26 protein-coding genes and 1 pseudogene are annotated in these 22,122 nt (G+C 53.9%); 16 read left to right on the plus strand and 11 right to left on the minus strand.

Going from position 1 to position 22,122, the window contains the following annotated elements; genetic code table 11:
- Positions 1–117: 117 nt before the first annotated feature.
- The 6 genes from CKL79_RS18940 to CKL79_RS18965 form a co-directional block, all read right to left on the minus strand.
- Positions 118–789, minus strand: coding sequence for a phosphatase PAP2 family protein (locus CKL79_RS18940; RefSeq protein ID WP_170944117.1), 672 nt, complete (start codon positions 787–789; stop codon positions 118–120).
- Positions 790–895: 106 nt separating this feature from the next.
- Entirely contained in the window at positions 896–1,153 is a 258-nt protein-coding gene (locus CKL79_RS24440; protein ID WP_121971126.1) for an HU family DNA-binding protein, read from the minus strand.
- A gap of 224 nt (positions 1,154–1,377) precedes the next feature.
- Positions 1,378–1,662, minus strand: coding sequence for a hypothetical protein (locus tag CKL79_RS18950; protein ID WP_141242244.1), 285 nt, complete (start codon positions 1,660–1,662; stop codon positions 1,378–1,380).
- Positions 1,663–1,721: 59 nt separating this feature from the next.
- Positions 1,722–2,255: a hypothetical protein gene (locus CKL79_RS18955; protein WP_121971128.1), complete on the minus strand. Its 534-nt coding sequence runs from the start codon at positions 2,253–2,255 to the stop codon at positions 1,722–1,724.
- A 222-nt stretch (positions 2,256–2,477) separates the two neighbouring features.
- Positions 2,478–4,193: a hypothetical protein gene (locus CKL79_RS18960; RefSeq protein WP_121971129.1), complete on the minus strand. Its 1,716-nt coding sequence runs from the start codon at positions 4,191–4,193 to the stop codon at positions 2,478–2,480.
- 1,037 nt (positions 4,194–5,230) lie between these two features.
- On the minus strand, positions 5,231–5,542 hold the full coding sequence (locus CKL79_RS18965) for a hypothetical protein (RefSeq protein WP_121971130.1): 312 nt from the start codon (positions 5,540–5,542) through the stop codon (positions 5,231–5,233).
- 419 nt (positions 5,543–5,961) lie between these two features.
- On the opposite strand from CKL79_RS18965, the gene CKL79_RS18975 reads away from it, so the two are divergent.
- The 11 genes from CKL79_RS18975 to CKL79_RS19025 all read left to right on the plus strand — a co-directional run bounded on the left by CKL79_RS18975 (position 5,962) and on the right by CKL79_RS19025 (position 13,087).
- Positions 5,962–6,987, plus strand: coding sequence for a hypothetical protein (locus CKL79_RS18975; RefSeq protein WP_121971132.1), 1,026 nt, complete (start codon positions 5,962–5,964; stop codon positions 6,985–6,987).
- A complete protein-coding gene (locus CKL79_RS18980; RefSeq protein ID WP_121971133.1) occupies positions 6,977–7,210 on the plus strand; it encodes a hypothetical protein in 234 nt (77 codons plus the stop codon). Before CKL79_RS18975 ends, CKL79_RS18980 begins: the two co-directional genes overlap by 11 nt.
- 111 nt (positions 7,211–7,321) lie before the next feature.
- On the plus strand, positions 7,322–7,606 hold the full coding sequence (locus CKL79_RS18985) for a hypothetical protein (RefSeq protein WP_121971134.1): 285 nt from the start codon (positions 7,322–7,324) through the stop codon (positions 7,604–7,606).
- Positions 7,607–7,677: 71 nt separating this feature from the next.
- Positions 7,678–8,343, plus strand: coding sequence for a hypothetical protein (locus CKL79_RS18990; protein WP_121971135.1), 666 nt, complete (start codon positions 7,678–7,680; stop codon positions 8,341–8,343).
- 18 nt (positions 8,344–8,361) lie between these two features.
- A complete protein-coding gene (locus tag CKL79_RS18995) occupies positions 8,362–9,792 on the plus strand; it encodes a hypothetical protein (RefSeq protein ID WP_141242245.1) in 1,431 nt (476 codons plus the stop codon).
- 5 nt (positions 9,793–9,797) lie between these two features.
- Entirely contained in the window at positions 9,798–10,328 is a 531-nt protein-coding gene (locus CKL79_RS19000) for a hypothetical protein (RefSeq protein ID WP_121971137.1), read from the plus strand.
- Complete coding sequence (locus CKL79_RS19005) at positions 10,325–10,585, plus strand: hypothetical protein (protein WP_121971138.1); 261 nt, start codon at positions 10,325–10,327, stop codon at positions 10,583–10,585. The genes CKL79_RS19000 and CKL79_RS19005 overlap by 4 nt, the downstream gene beginning before the upstream one ends.
- A 41-nt stretch (positions 10,586–10,626) precedes the next feature.
- Positions 10,627–11,001, plus strand: a complete 375-nt coding sequence (locus CKL79_RS19010) for a hypothetical protein (RefSeq protein ID WP_141242246.1) — start codon at positions 10,627–10,629, stop codon at positions 10,999–11,001.
- Positions 10,982–12,145 (plus strand): hypothetical protein, encoded by a 1,164-nt coding sequence (locus tag CKL79_RS19015; protein WP_121971140.1) that lies wholly within the window; start codon positions 10,982–10,984, stop codon positions 12,143–12,145. The genes CKL79_RS19010 and CKL79_RS19015 overlap by 20 nt, the downstream gene beginning before the upstream one ends.
- A 5-nt stretch (positions 12,146–12,150) precedes the next feature.
- A complete protein-coding gene (locus CKL79_RS19020; RefSeq protein ID WP_121971141.1) occupies positions 12,151–12,498 on the plus strand; it encodes a hypothetical protein in 348 nt (115 codons plus the stop codon).
- A gap of 34 nt (positions 12,499–12,532) precedes the next feature.
- Entirely contained in the window at positions 12,533–13,087 is a 555-nt protein-coding gene (locus tag CKL79_RS19025; protein WP_121971142.1) for a Uma2 family endonuclease, read from the plus strand.
- Here CKL79_RS19025 and CKL79_RS23275 read toward each other — a convergent pair.
- The 3 genes from CKL79_RS23275 to CKL79_RS19035 all read right to left on the minus strand — a co-directional run bounded on the left by CKL79_RS23275 (position 13,084) and on the right by CKL79_RS19035 (position 14,999).
- Positions 13,084–13,239, minus strand: coding sequence for a hypothetical protein (locus tag CKL79_RS23275; protein WP_170944118.1), 156 nt, complete (start codon positions 13,237–13,239; stop codon positions 13,084–13,086). The genes CKL79_RS19025 and CKL79_RS23275 overlap by 4 nt on opposite strands.
- 273 nt (positions 13,240–13,512) lie before the next feature.
- Positions 13,513–14,136: a hypothetical protein gene (locus CKL79_RS19030; protein ID WP_121971143.1), complete on the minus strand. Its 624-nt coding sequence runs from the start codon at positions 14,134–14,136 to the stop codon at positions 13,513–13,515.
- A 164-nt stretch (positions 14,137–14,300) separates the two neighbouring features.
- Positions 14,301–14,999, minus strand: coding sequence for a hypothetical protein (locus CKL79_RS19035; protein WP_121971144.1), 699 nt, complete (start codon positions 14,997–14,999; stop codon positions 14,301–14,303).
- A gap of 356 nt (positions 15,000–15,355) precedes the next feature.
- On the opposite strand from CKL79_RS19035, the gene CKL79_RS19040 reads away from it, so the two are divergent.
- Both CKL79_RS19040 and CKL79_RS23280 read left to right on the plus strand, forming a co-directional pair.
- On the plus strand, positions 15,356–15,838 hold the full coding sequence (locus tag CKL79_RS19040) for a hypothetical protein (protein ID WP_240518969.1): 483 nt from the start codon (positions 15,356–15,358) through the stop codon (positions 15,836–15,838).
- Between the two features lie 91 nt (positions 15,839–15,929).
- The gene (locus CKL79_RS23280; RefSeq protein ID WP_170944119.1) at positions 15,930–16,073 is read left to right on the plus strand and encodes a hypothetical protein; all 144 of its coding nucleotides are present in this window, start codon (positions 15,930–15,932) and stop codon (positions 16,071–16,073) included.
- A 75-nt stretch (positions 16,074–16,148) separates the two neighbouring features.
- Here the strand turns inward: CKL79_RS23280 and CKL79_RS19045 are convergent, their stop codons facing one another.
- A complete protein-coding gene (locus CKL79_RS19045; protein ID WP_121971145.1) occupies positions 16,149–19,130 on the minus strand; it encodes a Tn3 family transposase in 2,982 nt (993 codons plus the stop codon).
- A gap of 39 nt (positions 19,131–19,169) precedes the next feature.
- On the minus strand, positions 19,170–19,634 hold the full coding sequence (locus CKL79_RS19050; protein WP_121971146.1) for a helix-turn-helix domain-containing protein: 465 nt from the start codon (positions 19,632–19,634) through the stop codon (positions 19,170–19,172).
- 89 nt (positions 19,635–19,723) lie between these two features.
- Between CKL79_RS19050 and CKL79_RS19055 the strand changes: the two genes are divergently transcribed.
- The 3 genes and pseudogenes from CKL79_RS19055 to CKL79_RS23545 form a co-directional block, all read left to right on the plus strand.
- The gene (locus tag CKL79_RS19055; RefSeq protein ID WP_121971147.1) at positions 19,724–20,611 is read left to right on the plus strand and encodes a tyrosine-type recombinase/integrase; all 888 of its coding nucleotides are present in this window, start codon (positions 19,724–19,726) and stop codon (positions 20,609–20,611) included.
- Between the two features lie 187 nt (positions 20,612–20,798).
- Positions 20,799–21,266 (plus strand): annotated as a pseudogene (locus CKL79_RS19060) (IS630 family transposase); the annotation flags it as partial.
- Between the two features lie 653 nt (positions 21,267–21,919).
- A partial coding sequence (locus tag CKL79_RS23545) for a hypothetical protein (protein WP_205879148.1) occupies positions 21,920–22,122 on the plus strand: 203 nt, incomplete at its 3' end.

Genomic DNA, 22,122 nt, shown 5'->3' on the forward strand with positions numbered 1-22,122 from the left:
GATCTTGGCTTTGACTGCACTCTACGCTGCCTGATGAGATCCTGATTACCCGACTACCCCGCTGTCGTCACTCGCCTATACCCACTGTCACCTAATAAGTTGCCTATTAATTTCAGTTCAAATCCCACCGATCTGAATCAGTCCGTACAGACACGCTCCCAGCCAAATGCCGCCAGCAATCCATCCACTTAAGACATCTGTTGGCCAATGCACACCCAAATATACCCGACTAAAGCCCACACCTAGGGTTAATCCAGTTGCCAGGGTAGCAGTGATGCCTAAAGGAATACTTAGACACTGCGTTAGGTTAGCCGCCAACAGACCATAGAAGGAAATTGCACTCATGGCGTGGCCGCTAGGATAACTGTAATCCATCGGACGCTTAGAAGATGCCCACAGGTTGGGTCGCTCTCGTCGAAAGAGAGACTTGAAAATGCCGTTGAGCAGCCAGGAACCACCCAGCCCGATCGCCAGAACCAAGGCTGCGATCGCTTCGTGGCGGTAAACCAGAATTCCTCCGGTCGCAACGAGTATAGGAAGGGTAATTTCGCCCTGAGCTAGCCAAGTTAGAGCTGTCATGTAGCGATCCAGGGTCGGATTAGCCCACCCTTTGAGCGTCAATAAGCATGACTCTTCAAGCGGTAGCAACCAGTCCCATAGGAGGAAGCGGGCGAGGAAAACACCTATTGCTAGAGCGATCGCGCCCGCCAACAGACCTCCCAGCAAATAGGGCACAAAAGCAAGAAGTGACTGGAACAACCAGTAAAGGCGAGTGCTAACCTCTGTCATCGGCAATCTCCTATTGAATGGCTGACTGGGATTCGACAACATTGTAGGCTGCTCACTGCCTACAGGGAAGCACCATTAGTCTGAGACTTAGTTAGAAAGGTAGATTTTAGACAAAGTAAAGATAAATATTTCCCAACCGACATTCTATGTAATTGAATGCCGCACAGGGTGCCGAAAAGACTTTTAGACAGTGTGCGTGAGGCTCGAAGCTGCCGAAGCCAGCTAGGAAAACCTCCTCGCCACCAGCGACAGTCTCCGCGATCGTCTCAAGAGCGGTAGCTGCGGTAGTTACAGTGGCATCGGCATCTTTTGGGGAAACCTCAGCTTTAGCGGCTACCGCATCAATTAATTTGCCTCTGCTCATAAATCATCTGATTGAAAATTACAGCAGAGAAGTTCTATCACAAGGGCGTTGAGTTATAAACCCCTGGCCGAGATACGTGTAATTTCCTATCACATCGGGCTGTAAGCCTTGATACAGAAGGGGTTCAGATCTGAGTTTCTGGGGTAGTACAGTGCTTTGAGTGGCTGAAGCCACGGTTTACAGCTACAGAGTATAACTAAGACTCTGCATCTGAAGATATGGTCTCACCGCTCCATTCCTTGATCGTGGCTAGGGCGCTGTGACTGCTCAGCCTGCCGCGCTTGCTCGACAATCCTCCGCGCCTTCGCCAGCACTTCACCGGCATACTTTAGCCCAGCCTCTTTCCCCTCCGTCCGCTTCAGCTTCTGAGCTACCGGCCCTTGCAGGAGCACTGCACCCACCTTTAGCACTTCCTGCTCGCTCAATGACTGTCTGCCGCTCTCTGCCAGTAGCTCGCCCAGCATCTGCCTCACCACCAGCTGATCGCACTCATAAGCGCCCTTACCCACAAACCTCGCTGCATACTTCTCATACACCTGACGGCGACGGCGGCGCTTGCCTGATAGCTCTAATCGCTGATGTCGTCGGCCAGTGACTGCCGTAAGCTCGCCGCTAGCATCTGTAGCTGCTCGGTGTGATTGCGCTGCATCTGCTCGAACTCCTCGACCAAGGCTCGCTGCTGTTCTCTCAAGCTGCTCACCTCCTGCCGCAGCTGCCCGATCTCTTCGTATAGCGGCCTCGTAGCTGACTTCAAGGCACTTTCCAGCGAGATCTCGCCAATGCGTTCGGATTGATCTGCACCTCGTACCTCTCGGGTATCGGCGGCGGCTTTCTCATATTGGGCGTTGGGGTTCACCATCTCAAATAGGGTTAGGTAATCACTCGGGTTCTCTTTGGCGGCTGAGCGCCCGGCCCGTTTATAGAGCAGCGGCTTATCAGCGGTGTATAGCTTCAGATCGGATTTGGCGCGGGATACCGCTACATACAAACCTTCCTTACTCAACGTGCTGTCAATGTCAGCCAGCACTTGGTCGGCGGTCTTGCCCTGACTGCTGTAGGTCGTGCTCACCAGCGCATAGTCCAGGTACTGCTGTCCGCCCAACTCAAGGCGAAACGATGACGCTTGAGCTGATCACCTGGGTTGATCGCTATCTCCTGCACCGAATAAGTCTTGGTCGCACAGATGGCGGGTTTAACGAGATCGCCAAACTACACCGGCTCACTCTCCGGCTTCAGAATCTCACTGCTCCTAATTGTAGTTTTGAGTCTGGCCGTGCTCACCTAAGTTTTTGGCGATCGCCCAGTCACAGCTGACCTGTACCACTTACGAGCCGTCCAGCCCCAGCCTGCTCAGCTGCTGCAAAGCTTCCGCCTTCAGAATGGGATCATCGGAACCCGCCCAGGCATAGAGCTGAGCAATCCTGTCGGCCTGAACGCCATTCTGCTGCGATCTTAGCTCATCACCGCCATTAGCCTGCCGCTGTGCCGCCTGATTCTCACGGGTTTCCTGCAACATCTGTTGAATATCGAGAATGAGCTGACGGGGCGGCGGTGCAAACGCCTCATTAGACAGCAAGTAGTCAGCAGCGTGGTCGCCCAAATTACGCCCCCCCCCTTCAGCGCCCCCATTTTCTGAGGCTGAAAGAGAGCCAGAAGCCCTGTCAGATAAAGGGTTACAGTCATCCCCCACTAATAAGCTTGAGCCCGAGGGTGTAGGAGATGCGCCCCCAGCGCTAGCGCCTACGACCCCGGAAGTAGAAGTCGGGGGGTCTGGGGGGTTTTCCACAGGCTCTGCCGCCCCTGCCCATGACTCCCTTAGCGCTTGCGGTACTGCTAGATGCAGCGGATGCCACAAATCCTGATGCCGATAGAGGGTACTGCCTGAGATACCAGCGGCACAGAGCACATCGAAACGAGCCGTGATGCCTTCTGGCCACTGATTGTCACGAAAGAGATCGAGCGCAGCTGCCCGAATCCGATCGCGTGCCTTCTCCTGCTGCCGCTGGTTCCAGGTCAGGGTCGTGCTGGTAGCGGTTGAATGGCCATTACCATAGTGAAAGTAGTGACTGCTCTCAATACACTGCGCCCAGTCACGAGCCCTGTCCTCGATGTCGCGCTGGTGGCCGCAGAAGTCGGTATACCCTGGCAACGCCCTGGCGATGCGGACAATGTCCTTGATGAGGGCCTCGCCAGTGAGCGGTGCTGCTGCATAGAGGACATGGCCAAAGATATAGGAGCGTAGCGTAATGCGGCCCAGAATGAAGTTGGTCTGCCCCGACCCACTCCAGCCCGGTTCGATATCGGCATGGAGGTCGTTGATGAACTTCTCAGCTTTGCCTGTAACCCGATAGGTCTTGCGCTTGGCCTGCCGAATAGTCTGCTTGAGCGTCACCGCATCAATGACGTTTCGCGCCGATGCTCTCTGCCAGTGGTGAACAAAGGTCTGCTCAGTGGCTGCGACGGGGGTGAGGTCTTGATTGAGCAGATAGGAACCCTGCTGAAGCGGTAGCCGGTGGCCGTTGTAAAGGCTGATGCTGCCATCAGTGGTGAAGGGCTTGGGATTGGGGAAGACCTCCAGCCAACCGGGAAAAATCTTGAACCCGGCATTCTCCAGCAGTGCCGACAGGGCGACCGCTAGCCGCCAGGATGACAGTGCTTCATCGAAGGGAAAGTATAGATGTAGACCCCCACTATCTGAACTGGTGATACAGAGATGCTCGACCAGGCCCAGCGGTTCTAGTGCCGCCGTGATTCGTGCTAATGCCAGTGGGTCGCGGCGGGGGTGGTAGGGACTGCCTGCGTCAATATCGAGCAGTCCGTAGTGGGTCGTAGAGCCAAAGCGCACCCCATACAGATAGGAGCCTTGCAGGATCAGCCGGTCGGCTAGGGGATGACTGGATTGGGTTTGCCAGTCAGGTTTTGTGCCGGGGTCGGGGTGGGGCGCATATAGATAGTCGTAGCGATGCGGCCAGAGATCCAGGAAGGCATTGTCAGCTTCCTGGACATACTCTGACCGCTGTTTCTTGAAAACAGTGGCCATGGGTCTCTCGTGTAGATTTGCATCGTTCGCGCAAACCACCAGGTAGAGAGACATTAGAAATTTTTATCGGAGCAGGTTGCCGAAAAAGCAATCTATCCCTTAAAATTGCACATGAAAGCTCTGTGAACGGACTAACTCGGTCGCCAAACCTAAGTCGTTAGTGTCGTCCCATCTGGTGGTCAAATATCAATTAAGAACCCTTCGTCTTGTCAGGACGGGGGGTTTTTAGCTTTTAGGGGCTCATCAGTACACCTGAACGCATCAGTAAATCTAAGTAGGGATTTTACGCTTATTCACGCGAAACGGCTAGTTTGCTAGAGCGTGGCGTGAGCGAGTTATTAATCCGCTAAAAACTGGATAAGAAACCGGCTGATTGAAAGGCTTTGGCGATAACACCATTAGCTGCTGTGTGGTTATTCAGCGGTTGTGCAGGCCAACAAGGTAGAGGCTGACTACAAAAAAAAACTACGGCGAGCGGCTCTTCCCTTTAGGGGGAGCCCGTGGCGACCTTACCTCTGTGTCGAATAAGGATGTGTTGCACATCTTTGTCTGCTGTATCCAAAAGTCGTAGCAGCAATTAGTGCAATTCAGCATGCATGTGCGCACGCGATAACCCGTAAGGCGTGAGATGCGAGTAAAAGCGCAATTCTCTACAAGAGAGTCTATGGTCCTTCTCTCGGATATGACCTCGCTATCGTGCGCTGTCTCAAATGATTGAAAACTTTGTGATTGGTCTGAAGACTGGCTTGATCTGAGTTTTACAGAAGGCAGATCAGTGCGTCTTCCTTTTAGGAATGCTCCGCAATCGCAGGATTTCTGTCGTATAGCATTGAAATCGGGTAACATATCCATAACACGTCCGGTTCCCCCGAGCGTTTTGAGCCCTGTTGCGCTTTCTGGAAAATCAATAACTGGTCTCTCCCGCCAAGAAGTTACAGTTATTAGATTTTGAAGGCTTCAGGATTAGCTTGCTGAAAAACGGTTTAGACCTTTGGGTTTAAACCGTTTTTCGGTGTCTGGGCTTCTTGAGCTATTCATTACGCTGTCCTCACTGTAGTCAGCCGGTCGATTATGGCTGTCTGCTGTTTAGCCAGAGCTAGGAATTCAGACTGCTGCGCCACCATGTTAGCCACTGTTTTCCACTGGCCCTCAATGCCAGTCACAAGGCTACTAACCGCTCTTTCGAGTCGGTCAATGCTTTGGCTTTGAGCATCTATCCCAGTAACAAGTTTATCGATCTTTATACCTATCTTTTGGATTGCTTCGGTATTGGCATCGAGAGTTTTATTAGTGTTGTCTTGATGTAATCGCTGTGCCTCATACATCGCGTCCGCTGCCGTGCGTGACATTAACTAGCCTCTTTTTCCGATGATTTCGCAAGTGGCTCTTCCGGTGGGATTTCGCCTGACTCTCTAGCTTGCTGTACTCCTTTCTCGACTGCAAGTGCACAGATCGTAGCAAACCCTTGTCCTCTAGCTTTGGCCCATCGTTCTATCTCGGCCACTAGGGTGTCAGGTACTCGTATCGTAGTGCGTTTTGGCATCTCTTCGGCATTCATAACTATGCTCAATCCTATTCCATAAGGGGTATTCGATGCATATCTACGCAATCGGCATACATTGAAATGCTTTTTGGCATATTTTAATATGCTATTTGTATGTTATACATATTTCAAGACGGATAGCAATGGTCTAGATATCCCGCCTCACACCCCTGCTATCCATAGCCATTCGCGCCGCTCAGACCCCTAAAAGAGGGTCAAACCACTATGTTACAAAGCCTTAACACCGTTTCATCGCCAGACACTACTGTTTCCCCTATCGGCAGAGACCGGACAGCAGCGGTTGGACTGGCCGTTGGCAACCACGCCATCAAGCTCTCCACGGCTCAGAGGGACTATGTGATTCGTTCGCAGTCTCTGAGCTACCACCCAGACCTGGTTTCAGGCACTGATTCACTGCTGCTGGGCGAGGAGATCGCCACTAATATCTTCAGCGGCAAGCTGGCAGTGGGCGAAAACCTGGACACCTACAACGGTGTGCAAACGCTCGGGCATGGGCTCAAAGGCGAACTGTATGCCCGCTATGCCCTGCTCGCGATCGCCCACGCTGTCGAAAATGGAACCGTCGTCAATCTGGCCGTCTCATTGCCGACCAGCCAGATGCGCCCCCTGATAGAGCCGTTAGAGAACTCGCATGTCGTTCTAGTCAACGGTCAGCGCAGGGAGTTCTCGATCAATCAAATTACCTTCCTGCCAGAAGGACTGGGCGCAGCGACCCGAATGCGGGAGCTGAAGATGCAGCGGTCTTCACAGCCCGTTCCCAGCTTTGCCGCTCTGGACTTTGGCGGTGGCAATTGCTCAGTTGTGGGCCTGGACGCTGACGGTGCAGTGGCTGGATTTGCGCAGACCACTCCTGGCGTGATGTCGCTGTACGGCAGCATCGCCGCCGCCGTCGCCGCAGAGAGTGGTGGCATTGCTCCAACCGACGACGCTATTCGTCTCGGCGTTGAAGCCCAGACCTATCGAGTCGGTGGTTACGGGCAGAAGGATTTCCGCACTATCTACGACGAGCTGCTGCCGCAGTGGATCAGCTCTCAGCTCAGCGAGATTCGGGCCAAGGCTGGCGACATTCTCGATAAGTCAGCGGTCAAGGTGGTGTGCGGCGGCGGTGCAAAGTTGCCAGGGCTAATGGCTCACCTGCCCAGCGACTACGCGCAGGCAGCAAATCCACAGCAGCTAGAGAGCCAAGGCTTATTGGAGTTCGCACGGAGGATGGGTGCCGATGCCGAATAGCTCAGAGCGCCGGGTGACGGTGAACGGCAGCGTCTACCCAAAGCTCAAGGAGTGGGCAGAGCGGGATGGCCTGACGGTCGCAGATGTTGCCAACGCCATTTTGTTGCAGACCGTTTGCCCGTATGGGGCCACTCCTAACCAAACGGCCATCCCCGCAGCTGCACCGATGCCACAGAATTTTCCAGATCCCTACCAGAGCGCCGCCGCCGTCAGTGACTGGTAGGCAGCGGCTGTGTTCTACAAGAAAAAACGAGACAGCGCTGAAAGTGAAGCCCTCAGCGCCGCCTCTATCCCCGACCGAATCACTACAAACCATTGAAGGAATCACATCATTATGCCAAACACAGTGCAGCTCACCATCTGCCGCGACCCAGACAACGACCTGGACATCAACGCCTTGGGTCTGGTAGATCGCCGTGAAGCCGTCATCGACCGCTCAGAGCGAGCCGACTTCTTCAGAGACCTGCTAGACCTGACGCCTGAGAATGCCGCTCAGTTTGCCAACTACCTGAGCATTCAAGTCTCTATCAGCGCTGACAACTGGGCGTCATGGCTCGCAGGCTACGAAATCGTAGAGGAAACAGACCCAGCTCACACCGCTGCCTATCTGAGCGCCTAGCCATTCCAGCCTTCAACCCGCTAACTCTTCAGTAAATAATTCGAGGTGCAGCTGCGCCCCCATCTACCGCTATGACGACAGAAGTAAAAGACCGTTTGCCCGACAACCCGCTTGGCATTGAATACCAGCGGCCCCAGCAAAAGATAGTCCGACTCTCCAAGCTCCAGCGCCTGTACCGAGAGAAGCCGCTGTTCTACAGTGGCCTCGCCGCTCTGCTGTTGCTCTCAGTCGGCACTGCCAGCCTGAAAGTCTTTGCCCCTGGAAGTACAGCCACCGTCACCAAACAAGAAGAGCTGCCGATTGACACAGACAGCATCCTAACGGGATCAGAGCGCAATCTAGCGGCGCTGAAGAATCAATCGGTTGCTCAGCTCGAAACCTATCGTGAGCAGCTGCTAGAGACGAAAGCCGAGCGCTTTCTGACCGAAGCGCAAAAGCAAATTGACGACAAGACCAGCGCCTGCTTCATGCAGAGCCTCGTTTGCCCGCTCAATCGGTTTCAGCAGGAGGCGATCGCTCAGCTAGAGACAGCCCGCGCTGCCGGTGACTACGACGGCCTGCTGCGGGCTACCGACCGAGCGCTGGTGGTGGAATATGCCCGTGCCGCTCACACCTACAGCAGCGAGCCCGAACACGCCCTTACCCAGGTCGCCATCGATAACCTGGTCAAAGGCTACGAGCAGAATGCAGCGGCGAGTGCCGAAGCCAAGGCAGCAGAGCTGACCGTGCCCCAGTAGTGCCGCAGGATGAGCGCTATGTTTGAGACTAAAGCCACTATCACAGGTTGTATCGGCGCGGTCGCCCTGGTCATAGCCCTGTTCAGCCCTGCCAGGGAAGTGACCAGCGCCGATTCCCTGGTGGGCTTTGCCAGCGGTGAGCACGTCACCATCCACACCGAGCAATCCAACAGAGGGCTGTTGGCACTGCTGCTGCTGGCCAGTATCGGATCGGCAGTCTGGACGCTGACGGGGAATGAGGAAGCAGCTCCCGAGCCAATGGCCTATCGCCCGGTAGTGGCTGATCGCGTCTCTCCTCCTGCTCGACAACAGGCAGCGCCACCGACTATTGCTGGTGACACGCTCGCCGACTTCTGGACTCAAGACGTAGCGTTCTCCTTGCTGGCTCAGCAGTTCGACCTGGAGACTCGCAGAGCGCTGTTTAGAGATGCCCTGATAGCGCATGAGGGCGGCTGGATTCTGCGACTGCTGCACTGGCCAGTGCTGCTAGTCATCGGTCGGCCTGGTAGCGCTAAGAGCAGTTTTGCCGCTGCGCTAGGCATTACCCGCGAAATGCTCAACCCTGCTATTCGGCTCACAGTCGTCACTGACCCTAACGCTCACCTAAAGCTATCTGAGGGCGCGTGGCAGCAGCACTGGCAGCTAAAAGGCGCTCGCGATAACTGGAGTGAAATCGGCGGTGCGATCTCCGATATGTATAAACGCTTCGCTGATTCTGTTGCCGCCAATGAGGTGAGCAGCATCTATGACGAGGTGACCACTTACAAGGGTCACGTTGACGAGAGACAGCTCGGAGGCTTTCTCTCTCAGGTCACTAGCAAAGCTCGGGCCTGTACCGAATACATCACCATCGTGGCTCACAACGACACGCTCAAAGCGCTGGGCGGTGAGGCTGGGGAAGCTCGCCTGAAAGACGATATGGCCCAGCTCAACTTAGGCTCAAAGGCGACCCACGTTGGCCGCATGATACCGACCGGCAAGGGGGCTATAGAGGGGCTAGACGTAGACGAAAAGAACAACCCCATCAATCAGCCGATCTCGTTGCCGCGCTGGTTTGACCCGGCCATTCTGAGTGAGCTTTTCCCCGAGATCTATGCCCCATCCAACGAGTTGTTGGACGGTTTAGAAGGTGGTTTAGGCAAGTTTCAAATAGTTCCAGAAACTAAACCTAAACCACCTAAAAACCACTCTGAAACCCAGGATGCTAACGACCAAACCATGCGTACAGTCAGGCTTGTAGCCGCTAAAGACCTACGTGGCTACATCATGGCCGATCTGGACTTAGACCTAGCGGTTTGCGACATTCTGGCTGCGATGGATGACCTGAGAACAGAAAAGTCCGATACCCACGTAGTTAAGGAGGTGCTCGGTTGTACGGGCCATAAGTACAGGCAGGGCAAAGCCGCCCTAGAAATGATCAAGCGATACATCGAAACAACAGAGGATTAAACAAGATGCCTAGACGTACTTCTCAAAATGCCGACATCTACGACGGTGAGATCGTCAACACGACTGCCCTCACCACTCAGCCAGTACCGCAGCTAATCACGCGACCTGCCCGTGGCCCGCGCTCATCGATCGGTGATGGCGGCTACTTCGACGCTAGCGGCAGTCGGAACCCGGTTTTCCAAATTACCCCCCGCTCCGATGACTGGTCTGTGTTCATGCTCTGGAGAGCCTACCTATCGGCTTACCGCCACCATGCCTTCAAGACGGTTATCGGCACGGTGGCGATCATCTACGGGGTGACCTTCGGCGGCAGCTTTGCCCTCAACTTCCTACGCGGCGACGTGCGGCGCTGCACTGGCGACCTGTGGAACCCGGCCATTCTTGGCTGCAACATTGCCGCCCTGCTAGTGCCGACCTCGCAGAGCCTGGCCGGAGATGCGCATGACTTGATGCTGGGCGAAGACAGCGTGAAACGTGAGCCGATTAAATCTGAGCCGGTGATCCGCTCGGTGCGCGTCGATGGGGTGAGCCAGTGAGTCGGCAGCAGCTAGCGGTGCGGGCGGGTGAAGAACGCACTCTGCAAAGTGAATTTCCCGGCGCTGTTCGCTGGGGCGTCGCTGGGCCGATAGGTGGAAGCTGGGCCGAAGCGGATGCTTGTCATTGCCCTGGCTGCAATGACAACCGGGTGCTAGTCGTCTGGGGGATTGGCGGGGTGATTCACCAGGAATGTTTTCGCTGTTGGTTCAACGAGACTCGGCAGCTGAGCTTACTTGACAGGGGTGAACAGGGATGAGAAGGGCCAGACACAGACTACGACCGCTCGCCCTGGTGCCTGTGGCCACGCTCATTTTGGCCGCTGACCTGGCCGCACCGGGCTGGGGCAAGTTCCCAAACCCGATTTTCTATGCCCGGTTTGCGGCCAATGCTCTGAGCGATCGCCTGAGTGCAGCCGACACCGTTAACCCAGACGACGCCCGTCTCCGCCTCTGCCAGGGGCAAGCAGCTGCGGCATCCACGATTACCGACGCCCAAGCTGCCCTGAGAGACAGCTTGGAAGGAAAGACATCAGTCCTTGCAGTGCAGTCATTGGGCTCACCCGCCTGCCAGATAGCCGATGGGTCTTATCGCTGGCTGCTCAACTCAGGGCTATCGCTCGACGTGACGGTAGACAAAACAGGTGTGATTGAAAATGCAACCCTCAGTCGCTAAAGCACTGCCCAAACTTCAGATTCCTGCCGATGCGACCGCGCCTGCTTTCGAGGAGCTGTCGCCTGACTTGCGCTACCGACTGCTTCAGCGCCGTAAGGTGAGAAGTCAATTATTTGACGCGGTTTGTGTGGCGATCTCCCTGTCGCTATTCTCCCCGGTGGTCGTCCCTCAGCTCAACGCTGCCCTGGATAGTGCGATCTCCCAAGCTAGAGGACTCAATCGCGCTGCTGTATTCATCAGCCCCGACTTTGCCGCGCCAGTGCAGCAGGAGGAGGAGATAGCCGGTTACAAGGTCACCTCTGGTTACGGCCTGCGAGATACCGCAGGACTCCCCACTGGGGCCAGCGCCGATCACAAAGGCGTGGACTTAGCGACCCCCGAGGGCACTCAGCTGAAGGCCATTGGCGCTCCCGGTACGAAGGTGAAGGTGCGCTGCTGGCAAGACCCGGACGGCGGTGGCTGGGTCGCCGAGATTGAGCCCGACAGTTTCCCTGACTTGCGGTTTCAAGCGCTGCATCTGAGTCCGGGGTCGTGCAGAACGGGTGTCCATGATGCGGGAAGTGAGATCGCCAAGACCGGATCGTCTGGCATTGGTGCGCCTCACCTTGACTGGCGGCAGCGCGACCGGGCTACCGGCAAGCATCAGCATCCGCAAAAAGCCTACTTGCTCTGGGCGCTGACCGGTCGTGCGCCCAACGCTAACCTGACCCGCATCGACAGCTTGAGGAACGCCATTATCACTCAGGAGAGTGCGGGCGCTCACGCTGTCGTCAATCCCGATAGTGGGGCGTTGGGTTTGGGACAGGTGATGCCTGAGAACTTAGGCGGTACTGGCAACGGCTGGGATTTTGAGGCACTGGGCCGCGACCTGACACCCGAGCAGTTTCTAGCCGACCCAGAAGCGCAGACCCAAATCATCAATCATCGGCTCTCCAAAATTCACGATGAGCAGATAGCCGCGGGTAAGTCTGAGGATGAGGCGATTCGGCGCACCGCCGCTGCCTGGTACAGCGGGCAAGCGGAGAAGGCCGACGATGCGACGCCACAGACTTACGGTGGTGGCAGCTACCCCAGCATCAAAGACTATGCCGATGAAGTGCTCAATCGGGTGCATCAGCTGCGACTCAAACAACTAGACAGGTAAGCATTATGAGCAGGGAAGCGCTTTTTGAACGGTACAAACTGGCCATGGTCGCCGAAGCGGGCGATCGCCCAGTCAGAAAAGGGAGCAGCCGCATGATTCGCCAACTGATAAACCGACTACCACCGCTCGCTCGCTATCCCATTGCCAGCCTGGTTCACTTCGTCGCTACGACCACTCAGCGCCCGCCGCCCGCTCATTTTCTGGCCGCCGCTGTCGTCATTCCGCTGACGGTCGCAATTTCTGTGTGGCTGCTGTCTTTCGTTGCTTGGCTGCTGCCCTACCTGCTGGCGCTACTCTCAGTTTTCTACGTGGCTTTGGCTGCGATCTCATTCATCCGGCAAACACTACAATAAAGCCAACGAAGAGGAGCTTCTTAACCACAAACAGATGATTGCCGTCCCGCACTATATCAGCCCTGAGGAATATCTCAGCATTGAACGCCATAGTTCAATTCGTCACGAATATCGGCGCGGCTTAGTCTATGCGATGGCAGGTGGAACGGATAATCACGACCGAATTGCGTTTAATTTTCTCAGGATAATTGACAATCACTTTGGAGACTCTTCCGAATGTCGGTTCTATTCTGGCAATGTCAAGGTCAACTATCAAGATCAGCTGTACTACTATCCTGATGCGTTTGTCACTTGCGATCGCCGCGACCGTGATGACCGATACATCAAGCGATACCCCAAGCTAGTGGCTGAAGTGCTCTCTTCAAGTACGCAAGCTTTCGATGTCGGCGATAAATTTGATGACTATCAGCAAATCGATTCGTTAGAAGAGTACGTTTTAATTTCACAGCAGATTCAACAGGTCGAGTGCCGCCGCCGTGTTTCTGAAAATGTTTGGGAGACGGTGACTTATAAAGCAGGCGATCTCGTTGTGCTAGAAAGCATTGGCTTAGAGTTTGCGATCTCGTCACTGTATCGCGGCCTAGATTAGATAGGTTTTTTGCGAGAGGTGCGGCCTTTTTTTCTCCGCTCGTCCAACTCGGCATAGTCAGCCCGTACTCGCTCACTGTCCTGTCGATGTTGTTTGGACCTTTGGGCGTCGCCGTAGCGCTGCTGATACCAGTCATTGTGAAAGGTGCTCATGCCAAATGGGAATAAAGGCTGCTCAAACTTTAGCGATTCCCTCAGAAAACGCAACCGTCAGAATTTGGAATGTGCCGTCTTCCTTCTAGATGAAGACGGTCTCTGCCGCATCGTCTATTAAGCTGTGTGGAGGCTGTGGACTACGAAAAGCCTAACGTGAAGGGGACAACTCCCCTTCTTTTATCTCCACCAGCCGGTTGAAAATTTGTGTAGCCTCCGCAGATGAACCCTAGCTGTTTCTTCGTTTACAGCCCTGACCGCGCAGCAGGGCAGTTAGGGCTGCAATACCTTTACCTTCTTAGAGCACTGGGGACAGCTCAGCTTAGCCGGGTCGCAGGTACACCAGCCCCAAGTGCCCGCTCTAGGTCGCTCGCCGCAAAGTGCTGGTGAGTGCCAACGGCCATAGTCGGGTTCCTGCTCGGCGATCGCATGAACCTTGCGGTTGATCGGCGTGGCTCCCTTGGCATCCTTGAACACGTATTTGATCGCTGGCCGCGTCGTCACCGCCCGTGGTGCGATGGATTCAGTCTGCCCGCTGGTGAAGCTTTCAGATTGATTCACCACCTGCGCCTCTTCCTCAAAGTCCCAGGTGATCGCCCCCGCTACAGCAGCAGCTTGCTGAACGAGCGCTAAACACTGGGCTACCTTAGCCTGCTGATTGCGAGCATAGATCTTCTGCTCCCATTCCGCTGCACCTTTGGCATCTAAGCTCATCGTCCGCTTGCCATTAGACAGCGCCTTGCCCTTGGGCGATCTCAGCCGGGTATAGACACTGCCGTTGCCAGGGCTGTGCTGTTCGAGCGTCACGGCAGTCGTAGCCTGATCAACTGGAATCGCATCGCGCAACTGTTCGAGCTGAATAGCGAGTGTAGATAGCTGCTGTCTGAGCGAAGCCATATCTGAACAATGGTCATGGGTGAACTAAACGAAGCCTATCACCAATTTGTGAAGAAAATAAAATGAACCACCCACAAAGAAAGCCCTCCGTACAGCTTTACGATGTAGTCTTGCTTAGATAGTCGTTCAAAGGTGCGATCGCTTGCTGGGATAAAGTGATCGCCCTAGCTACTGTCTGAGATGTTCAACCGCTCTTCTGCCATAAAGTTAGCTTTATCGACGAGGCTCAACTGCACTTGTACAGCAGGCCACGCCCCATTGATGTCCTCGTCAACCCGACCTGCTTGGAATGCCTGCTCTATCACTGCACTCGCTTCCTTTGCCTGTAACTGAACGAGGTTATGGATAATAAAGCCGTTGAGTCCAGGCGTCTGCTCTAAATACTCCGAGAGCATCTCAATCAGGCACTGGACACACTCATCTCGATACTGAGGATAATGCTGGGCTATGAGGAACCAGCCGAGTGCGACCAATACCAGACTCTCCTGACTGGGCTCCGGCCACTCAGAGTATTGCTTAAGCACCCTGATGCTACCTGGCCCTAGCATACAGAGCACGGTCAGCACGGTCTCTACCAGCATCAGATTTTTGTGGTCGTCTAGCAGTTTAACCAGGTAGATATCGGCAGCAGCGTCTCCCAGTTGTCCGAGCGCTCGACAGGCATGAACAGGCGCACAGCACTCGCTTGGGTTACTTGGATCTAGATCGGTTTCACTGGCGAGGCTGATGAGCTGCGGCAGATCGTCGTTGTTAAATCCGTAATGGCCGACATAATCAAACCACTCGTCTGTGTCAGCAGCTTTAAGGGGGCCGTGACTGAGTAGTGCCGAGACCGGATAGGCATAGTCGTCCTGGTCAACCATAGGTGCGCAGCAGCCAGCAGATTTCTTCCACTGTAGAGAGATTTTTGGTAAATGAGACAGGTGGCTTAAGCTGATTGCTGGTCTGTTTTAATCAGTGAGGAGCGCTACTGAGGCGTCTGCTCAACGTTCGTCTGATTGAGCCGACAGCCTTTATGCAATGGTCTCCTGAAGTTGATATTACTGCTGAATCATCAGCATTCCGTGTAGGGTTTCGCACGAATAGCCTCCTAACAGCGACCTCAGGATGCTTTTGAGGGATGTAATGAATTGGGAAAAAATCTCTAGGACAGGCAGAGGCTAGTTCCAGAATCCGTCGCCTAGTAAACTGTGGAGGAGTGATTCAGCGCGGTGCCAGTGTGAAACTTTCAGTTGAGCTGCGGCGAGGGACGAACAATCAAGCCGTTTCCGCTACCTTGCTGAGTTTGACATCAAAGCATGTAGAAGATTTTGTAGTTCGCTGGCAAGACCCACTGGCGCAAGCGTCCCAAGAAGATAAGTACTGGGACTGGCACTTCAAGCAGCGGCTATCAGAGACGCGCGACAACTACGAAGGCTACGCGGTTGAATGCGAAGGCGAAACTCAAGGGCTAATGGCGCTAGAAACACAGTGGCATCGTTCTCAATTCTTTCCAGGCCGCCGGTTGGTGTATGTTGTGATGCTGTCAACAGCGCCCTGGAACCGGCAGCGCGTACAGTCGCCGCCGCGATTTAGAACCGTTGGTAGAACGCTGCTGCAATATTCTAGAGTTCGTAGTTTAGAGTTAGGGTATGCAGGCTGTATCGGGCTGCACTCGCTGCCAGAGGCAGAAGGGTTCGGTTCTACGAGCATCTCAATATGATGCGTCTGAACCCAGACCTCGATGAAGTGATTGACGCAGACGAAGCGCCGCTTGTCTATTTCGAGTATCCCCCTAGACCCCAATCAGGCAGATGACTTCTCAGCCCACCCCTACCGCAGCAGACCTTCGGGCCGCTCAGGATCTGATAGCGCAGATGCAAGACCCGCAATGGGCACTTGCCGCCGCACAGCTTGAAGATGAGTCAGACTGCAACATCAGCGCAGGCCCTGAGTGACCCCTGACCGAGATACGTGTAATTTCCTATCACATCGGGCCACACCGATTACATAGCAAGCCTTTAGCCGGTGTACTACTCTGCCGTTTGCAAGGATGAGAACTTGAAGGGTATGGCGAGGATCTCCTCTAGCGGCAAGGGTTTGGTCAATAAATCCAGGATGTAATCGCCATAGCGCTTGATCTTGCTGGTGAGATAAGGACTGAGGCCCGCGAGCAGCTCAGGCGTAATCGGAAAGCCTTGATCGCTAACGGTCTGAATTGCCTGGGAGAGATCGACCGTGTTCTGCAAAATAATGGCATTGGCCACCAAATCAAGATAGTGCAGTCGCTTCTCCTGCTCCAATGGGTCATTGTCCGTAATCAGCCCAGCTTTGGCAAAGAACACCCAGTCAACAAACTGATGAAACTGTTCCACTTTATTGGTGCAAGCGGTGGTTTCCTGCCGCAGCTCTGGCTCAGAAACATAGCGCAAAAGGAACAGCGTACGAGTGACATTGCCCAGCGCTTGAAAAGCCTTGTATAAGCGGTTCTTCCCGCCGTAACTGTTAAGTTTTTTGAGCAGTGTAGAAGGCATCAACTTCCCGGCTTTGACGGAAAGCATCACCCGCATCAAGTCCTTCCAATGCCTCTTAATCAGCGCCCAGTCAGCTACGCCCTTGAACAATGGCTCAATGAACTCGTAGGCACTACTCGCCGTTGGTTTGAGTAGTTTGAGATCGCTCCAGTTGCGAATGCGCGGTCTGAGGTCAATACCCAGCAGGTAAGAGAGGCCAAACACGGGAGAAGACTGACCTTGCGTATCGGCATGAAGGATACCCGGCTGAATATCTGACTTATTTTTAATCAGGCCATCGAGAATGTAAACCGCTTCCCACACCCCGCAGCTAATGAAGTGAGTGAACAGCGCCACATACTGGTCAGAGACATGATGATAGGCAATGCCGCCATAGCCCTGATAGCGAATGTGGTACTCCGAGAGTAGATTATTCTCGTAGGTTTCAAACTTACTGCCATCGGCGGCGGCTTTCTCACCCGTGCCCCAGCACTTGGGCAAGTCCAATCGATGGAAGGCGTTGATGATGTCGCAGATCGCCCGCTGTAAGGTATCCGCGCTAACGTGCCGCCGATTGATGTACGAAAGCTGGTGATAGGTCGTATGCCCCCGCACATGCCGCGCCGTTTGAGTCGGCCCCAAATTGCAGCCATAGGCAAAGGCCGTCAAAATATAGCGCTCTGGTGCGTCCGCAATTTTTGGCTCGGAGCCTGAAAGCGGCCCAAGATGCCTTGTCCAGTTCAGCCAGTGCTCAACGTTGCATAAGATATCGAGCACCGTGCGCTCGGGCATCTGTTCATCTAAGGCAGCAGCAAATGCATCGGTATCCTTTGGAATAGGCGCGGCGGGCACCTTCTTAAGAACGGGGTCGCCCTCCTCATCAAAGGAAATCTGGTCGTCACCTTGCAGTTTGCTATCTACCTCAGCAGATCGCTCTGTCAGCGTTACTTGTAGGTGCTCAACGAATCCGTCAGCCGTCGCCGGAATGCCCAGCTGCTCACAGTACTCTGCCACTGATTGCTCGCACTCCTCCCAAGGCAATAGCTGCGCCCTGAAATCGGCATACTCTTCTGAGCCCGCGACATAGGCGTCACCCGTCTTCAACGCCACGGCCAACGCCGCAAAGACGCAGACCTCCAGATGCTGTCGGACTAGCTTTTGCTGGCCGTCCACGGAGGCGACCGCTAGCTGACGCCACGCGGCACTCATAAAACTCAAATCGATTTCTGCTGGCAGGTGCTTACGCCGCTTGTGCTGATGGGCTAAGACCAGCGCCAGCGCCTCCATCAGCGTTGAATCCTCACTGGCTGACTGAATATCGAGTAGGCGCACCAGGTCAAACAGTCGCCGTCGAAAGGGGGAATAGAACCGCCACATCAGCGACAAATGATTCGCAGAATTATAAGCTCTGACTTCTTCACATTCGACTAAGAGTGCATCGGCTCCCCCCTCTGCGGTCAGTAGCGTTTGCATCGATTGCTGGTACGACACCGGCTCAGTCTCAGTCTGGGCGACACTCAGCGTTTGGCTGAAGAGTCCCAGTAACCGCTCTGTCCGAGCCAGATGCTTCTCTCTGAGTTCAACCAGCCGCCTGCGGGCACTCGCGTCAATCTTTTTCATCCGCTTGAGAAACATCTCAACCAGGTGGTCTCGGATCTTTACCTGCGCCCGGTAGAGCAAGCACAGCAACAGTGTTCGCCGTTTGGCCACGTTGATGTCTTTAAATTCGGCAATATCTAGTGTCTTGGCATAGGCGGATAGATGCTTGAGCTTAAGCAAATTAACGCCCTTCAGCAAGCGCTGCGCATCGCCAAATGACATTAGCTCATCAAAGGTCTGCTGTAGTTGCACTAGGTGGGTCAGCTTCTCGCTCTTCGGCGCGGCCTTGAGCCGATTGAGCATTGCCTGCACATCAGTGTCAGACCGTGCAATCAACCCGTCCAAGTAGTCGCGCTCTGCCTGGTTCAACTGGCTTGAGACTTGCCGATATATCTCCGTGTGATTGATTGTCCGCAGGTGCTTAGCCAGTCGTTCGAGCGTACCAAAAGCAGGCAGCTCGTAGCTTTCTTTAACCAGCGTTTCAACCGCTACGTTGATCAAGTCAGTCGGATGATCCATCACGCCAACGGCGGCTTCAATCGCCTTCACAGCTACCTGCTTGGCGACGCTGCTGTAGGGCTTGACTTTGAGATACTGGCGGATGAGCCGGTAGTAACGATAGCGGGAAGCCTCAGGGGCGATCGCTAAAATTGAATCTTTGAGATTTAGAAAATTACGGATGTGAGTGATGACTGCATCGGGAATCACTTCAGGATGGGGAAAGTAGCCCAGCCGCTGGAAGGATTTTAACAGTACCAAAAAGCTCAAACGGCTCGGCGCAAGGCGTACCTTTGAGTAAGCCAATTCTAATTCCGCAGCGGTAGGCGTGTATAGCGCTGCGAGTTCTTCTGGGCTGGGTGTCGGCTTGAAGTATGGATAAGCCGTACGGTTGATGGCAGTCATGGCAGGATAGAGGGCACTTCACGACAGACGTGGGCAAAACTAGGTTGCAGGAGGACGGTTGCTCTTTTTGTAGGGCTGACCGCAGTGAGGGCAAAACCGAAAGGTCAACGAGTGCAGTGGCTCTCCGCAGGCTTCGCAGGCGTCCTGCAAAGAGCTGCCGCACATGAAGCAATACTGGGAGCGCGCATCTGTCCATATCGGATCGGGCGCGGTGCCTGCTTGCCAGCACTGCGGGCAAAACTTGAGCGACGGGCCGAGCGTGCCTGCTTGACCTCGGGTGACGGCTTCTAGATAATCTATCGGTACCTGAAGCGCTAGAGACAGGCTGCTGAGGGTACGCCGATTCAATGTTTGCGTTTGGCCACGTTCAATTTTGCCAAGGCTTTGCTTATGGATGCCTGCTCGCTCAGCGAGGGCTATACGGCTTAAACCGAGGGCTTCTCGCTGGCGGTTCACATAATCAGCCAGGGATTCTTGGGCTTTGGGGAGCTGGTGAGCGTTCACAGTAGACAATAAAGTTCACCTTCAGACACATCTAATAGTGCTATCGTAAAGCCGATAGAAGCGACTCTCGATACCTTCAGATTGTCTTAATGCCATCTCCTACATTAGCGACCGTAGCGACTCAATTCCTACAGCGCCCAGGGCTAGCAAAAGGGACGCTTAAAGCCTATGAGTCTACCCTCATGCCCTTTCTCTCAGCGTACGGCAGTTGGCCCATCAATCTGTTGGAGCGGTGTGAAGTCGTCGAGTACTTACAGAGCCTGACGGATCTCGCCTATACGACCCGGCGAAAGCATCAGGCTACGGTGCAGGCATTGTTTAACTTTGCCGTTGAGCAAGGCTATTTAAAAGCCAATCCGATTGTCAGACTGAAGCAGCCAAAGCCTAACCCGCAGCAGGGTGAGCATAGGTCTGATGATACGATTCGCTATCTTACAGAGCCTCAGATCAAGTGTCTGTATCAGGCAGTCGAACTGGATACTCGAATGACGGCAATCGTTAGCTTGTTGCATCGTAGCGGTGCTCGCATCTCAGAAGTGTTGCAGTTAGACCTTGATAATGTTGACTTTGAAGAACAACGATTTCAGGTGCTAGGAAAGGGCAATAAACAACGCTGGTGCTTTTTCTCGCCAGATACCTCTACTGCACTCGCCGAATACATTCGCGATGGGCGGCATCCTACTAGCACCGCGCTCTTTACGGCTCAACAGCCGCTTTCGTTAGAAGTCTCTCGTATTAGCTATCGGCGTGTCCATCAGTGCTGGGATAAGCTGATTGCGCCGTGCCCTGATCTCAACGGAACCAGGTTGCATGATTTACGGCATACCTTTGCCACTGAGCGCGTCGGCATGATGGGGATTGAAGAGTTGAGAGCGCTGATGGGCCATGAAAATATTCAAACGACTTTGCGCTATCAGAAGGTAACGTCTAGGCGGGCAGAGTCCGTCGCTAAACAAGCCCTAGAAAATCTGCTGTAGAAGCATCTCAGTTGATTTTACAGTTGCCTTGATGGCGCTGCTACAGAGTCTTAGTTCTACTCTGTACCTGCAAACCGTGGCTTCAGCCCTCAATCGCCTGTACTACCCAAAACCTAAAATCTATAAGCCGCTCATATCAAAGCTTTCAGCCCGATGTGATAGGAAATTACACGTATCTCGGCCAGGGGTCTTCATTCCTTCGCCTTCAGGCCGCAGGCGCTTCAATGTCTTAGGTGCGCTCAACGCTATTAGCAAAGAGGTTATCATCGTCACTAACGAAAGCTACATCAATGCTCAAAGCATCTGCCATCTGCTATTGAAGCTAACAGCGCTTAACTTAGAGGTGCCCATTACAGTTGTGCTAGACAATGCTCGCTATCAGAAATGTCGGGTGGTCTTTGCCCTCGCTGAGGCACTGAACATTGAGCTGTTATACCTACCGTCTTATTCACCGCATTTGAATTTGATTGAGCGGCTGTGGAAGTTTGTCAGAAATGAATGCTTGTATTCCAAGTACTACGCTGATTTTGACAGTTTCAAGGATGCTATTCAAACCTGCCTAGAACAGGCTGATACTACTCACAAAAAGGCTTTGAAAAAATTGTTATCCTTAAACTTTCAATCCTTCAAGAATGTCCATATATCAAGCGTCTAGAGTATAATTCCGGTTGGAAGCTCGTCGATTGGATTCGCACTATTTGCGCTTCGCGGTCTCTGTTTTTCATGAAAGGCTATCCCTTAAAGGCTTTCCTTTCTGATACACCGCAATTGCTGACTGGAAATGGTGGCGAAAACTTACAGACACTAACGATATCCGATTGTTGCTGTACTTAGAGTCCTACTCTGAGCCGGGTTTAGAGAGGGTGGTTCTTGGTCACCTCGGCAGATGCCAAGCTCTTATCCTTAGCCTTTTGGCCGTGGTGTATCAGCCTGATTTCACCACTTCACGTTAACGACTCTTCAAACGCTTAGTGGTGCAGAAAACTCAAAGCAGTCTCAAGCTGAGAATCTAGTTACCCGAGAAAACTCAATGCGCTCGTCCCAGATTTGCTGCTTACGGACTGAAGCACAAGCAGGCGGCGGATTGCAATAAGGTAAGGGTGACAGGATGGGCAGGCGCAATCTTTGATAGCAGAGGCTAGCAAGTTCACGCAAGCCCAGTTGGAGGAAACTAAAGCCTCTATGCTGGTGCCAGTCCAAGCGATTACGTTGACCCGATTGCATCGTCATAAAGCCGAGTATCAGGGCAATGAGGGCGGCACAGTCAAGCAACATAATCAAACAAGTAAGCGCTTGGGCATCGCGTAAATGAGAGCGCAGGATATCGAAAGCCGCCGATTTGTAGTCTTTGAAGTGGGGTTCAATGCCGCCAAAGCGCTGGCCGTAGAGGGCAAAAGTTTGGAGGGAAGCTGGCTATTAAATGTCAAGAGGGTAGGCGATAAAATGACAGAGCGTAGGCGGGTGGAGGTACAGTCGAAGAGACGAATGAGTCTAGCGCTAAGCCAGAGTCT

It is taken from the genome of Leptolyngbya sp. BC1307 (assembly GCF_002286735.1).
In the GTDB taxonomy this organism is placed as follows: Bacteria; Cyanobacteriota; Cyanobacteriia; order Phormidesmidales; family Phormidesmidaceae; genus Phormidesmis.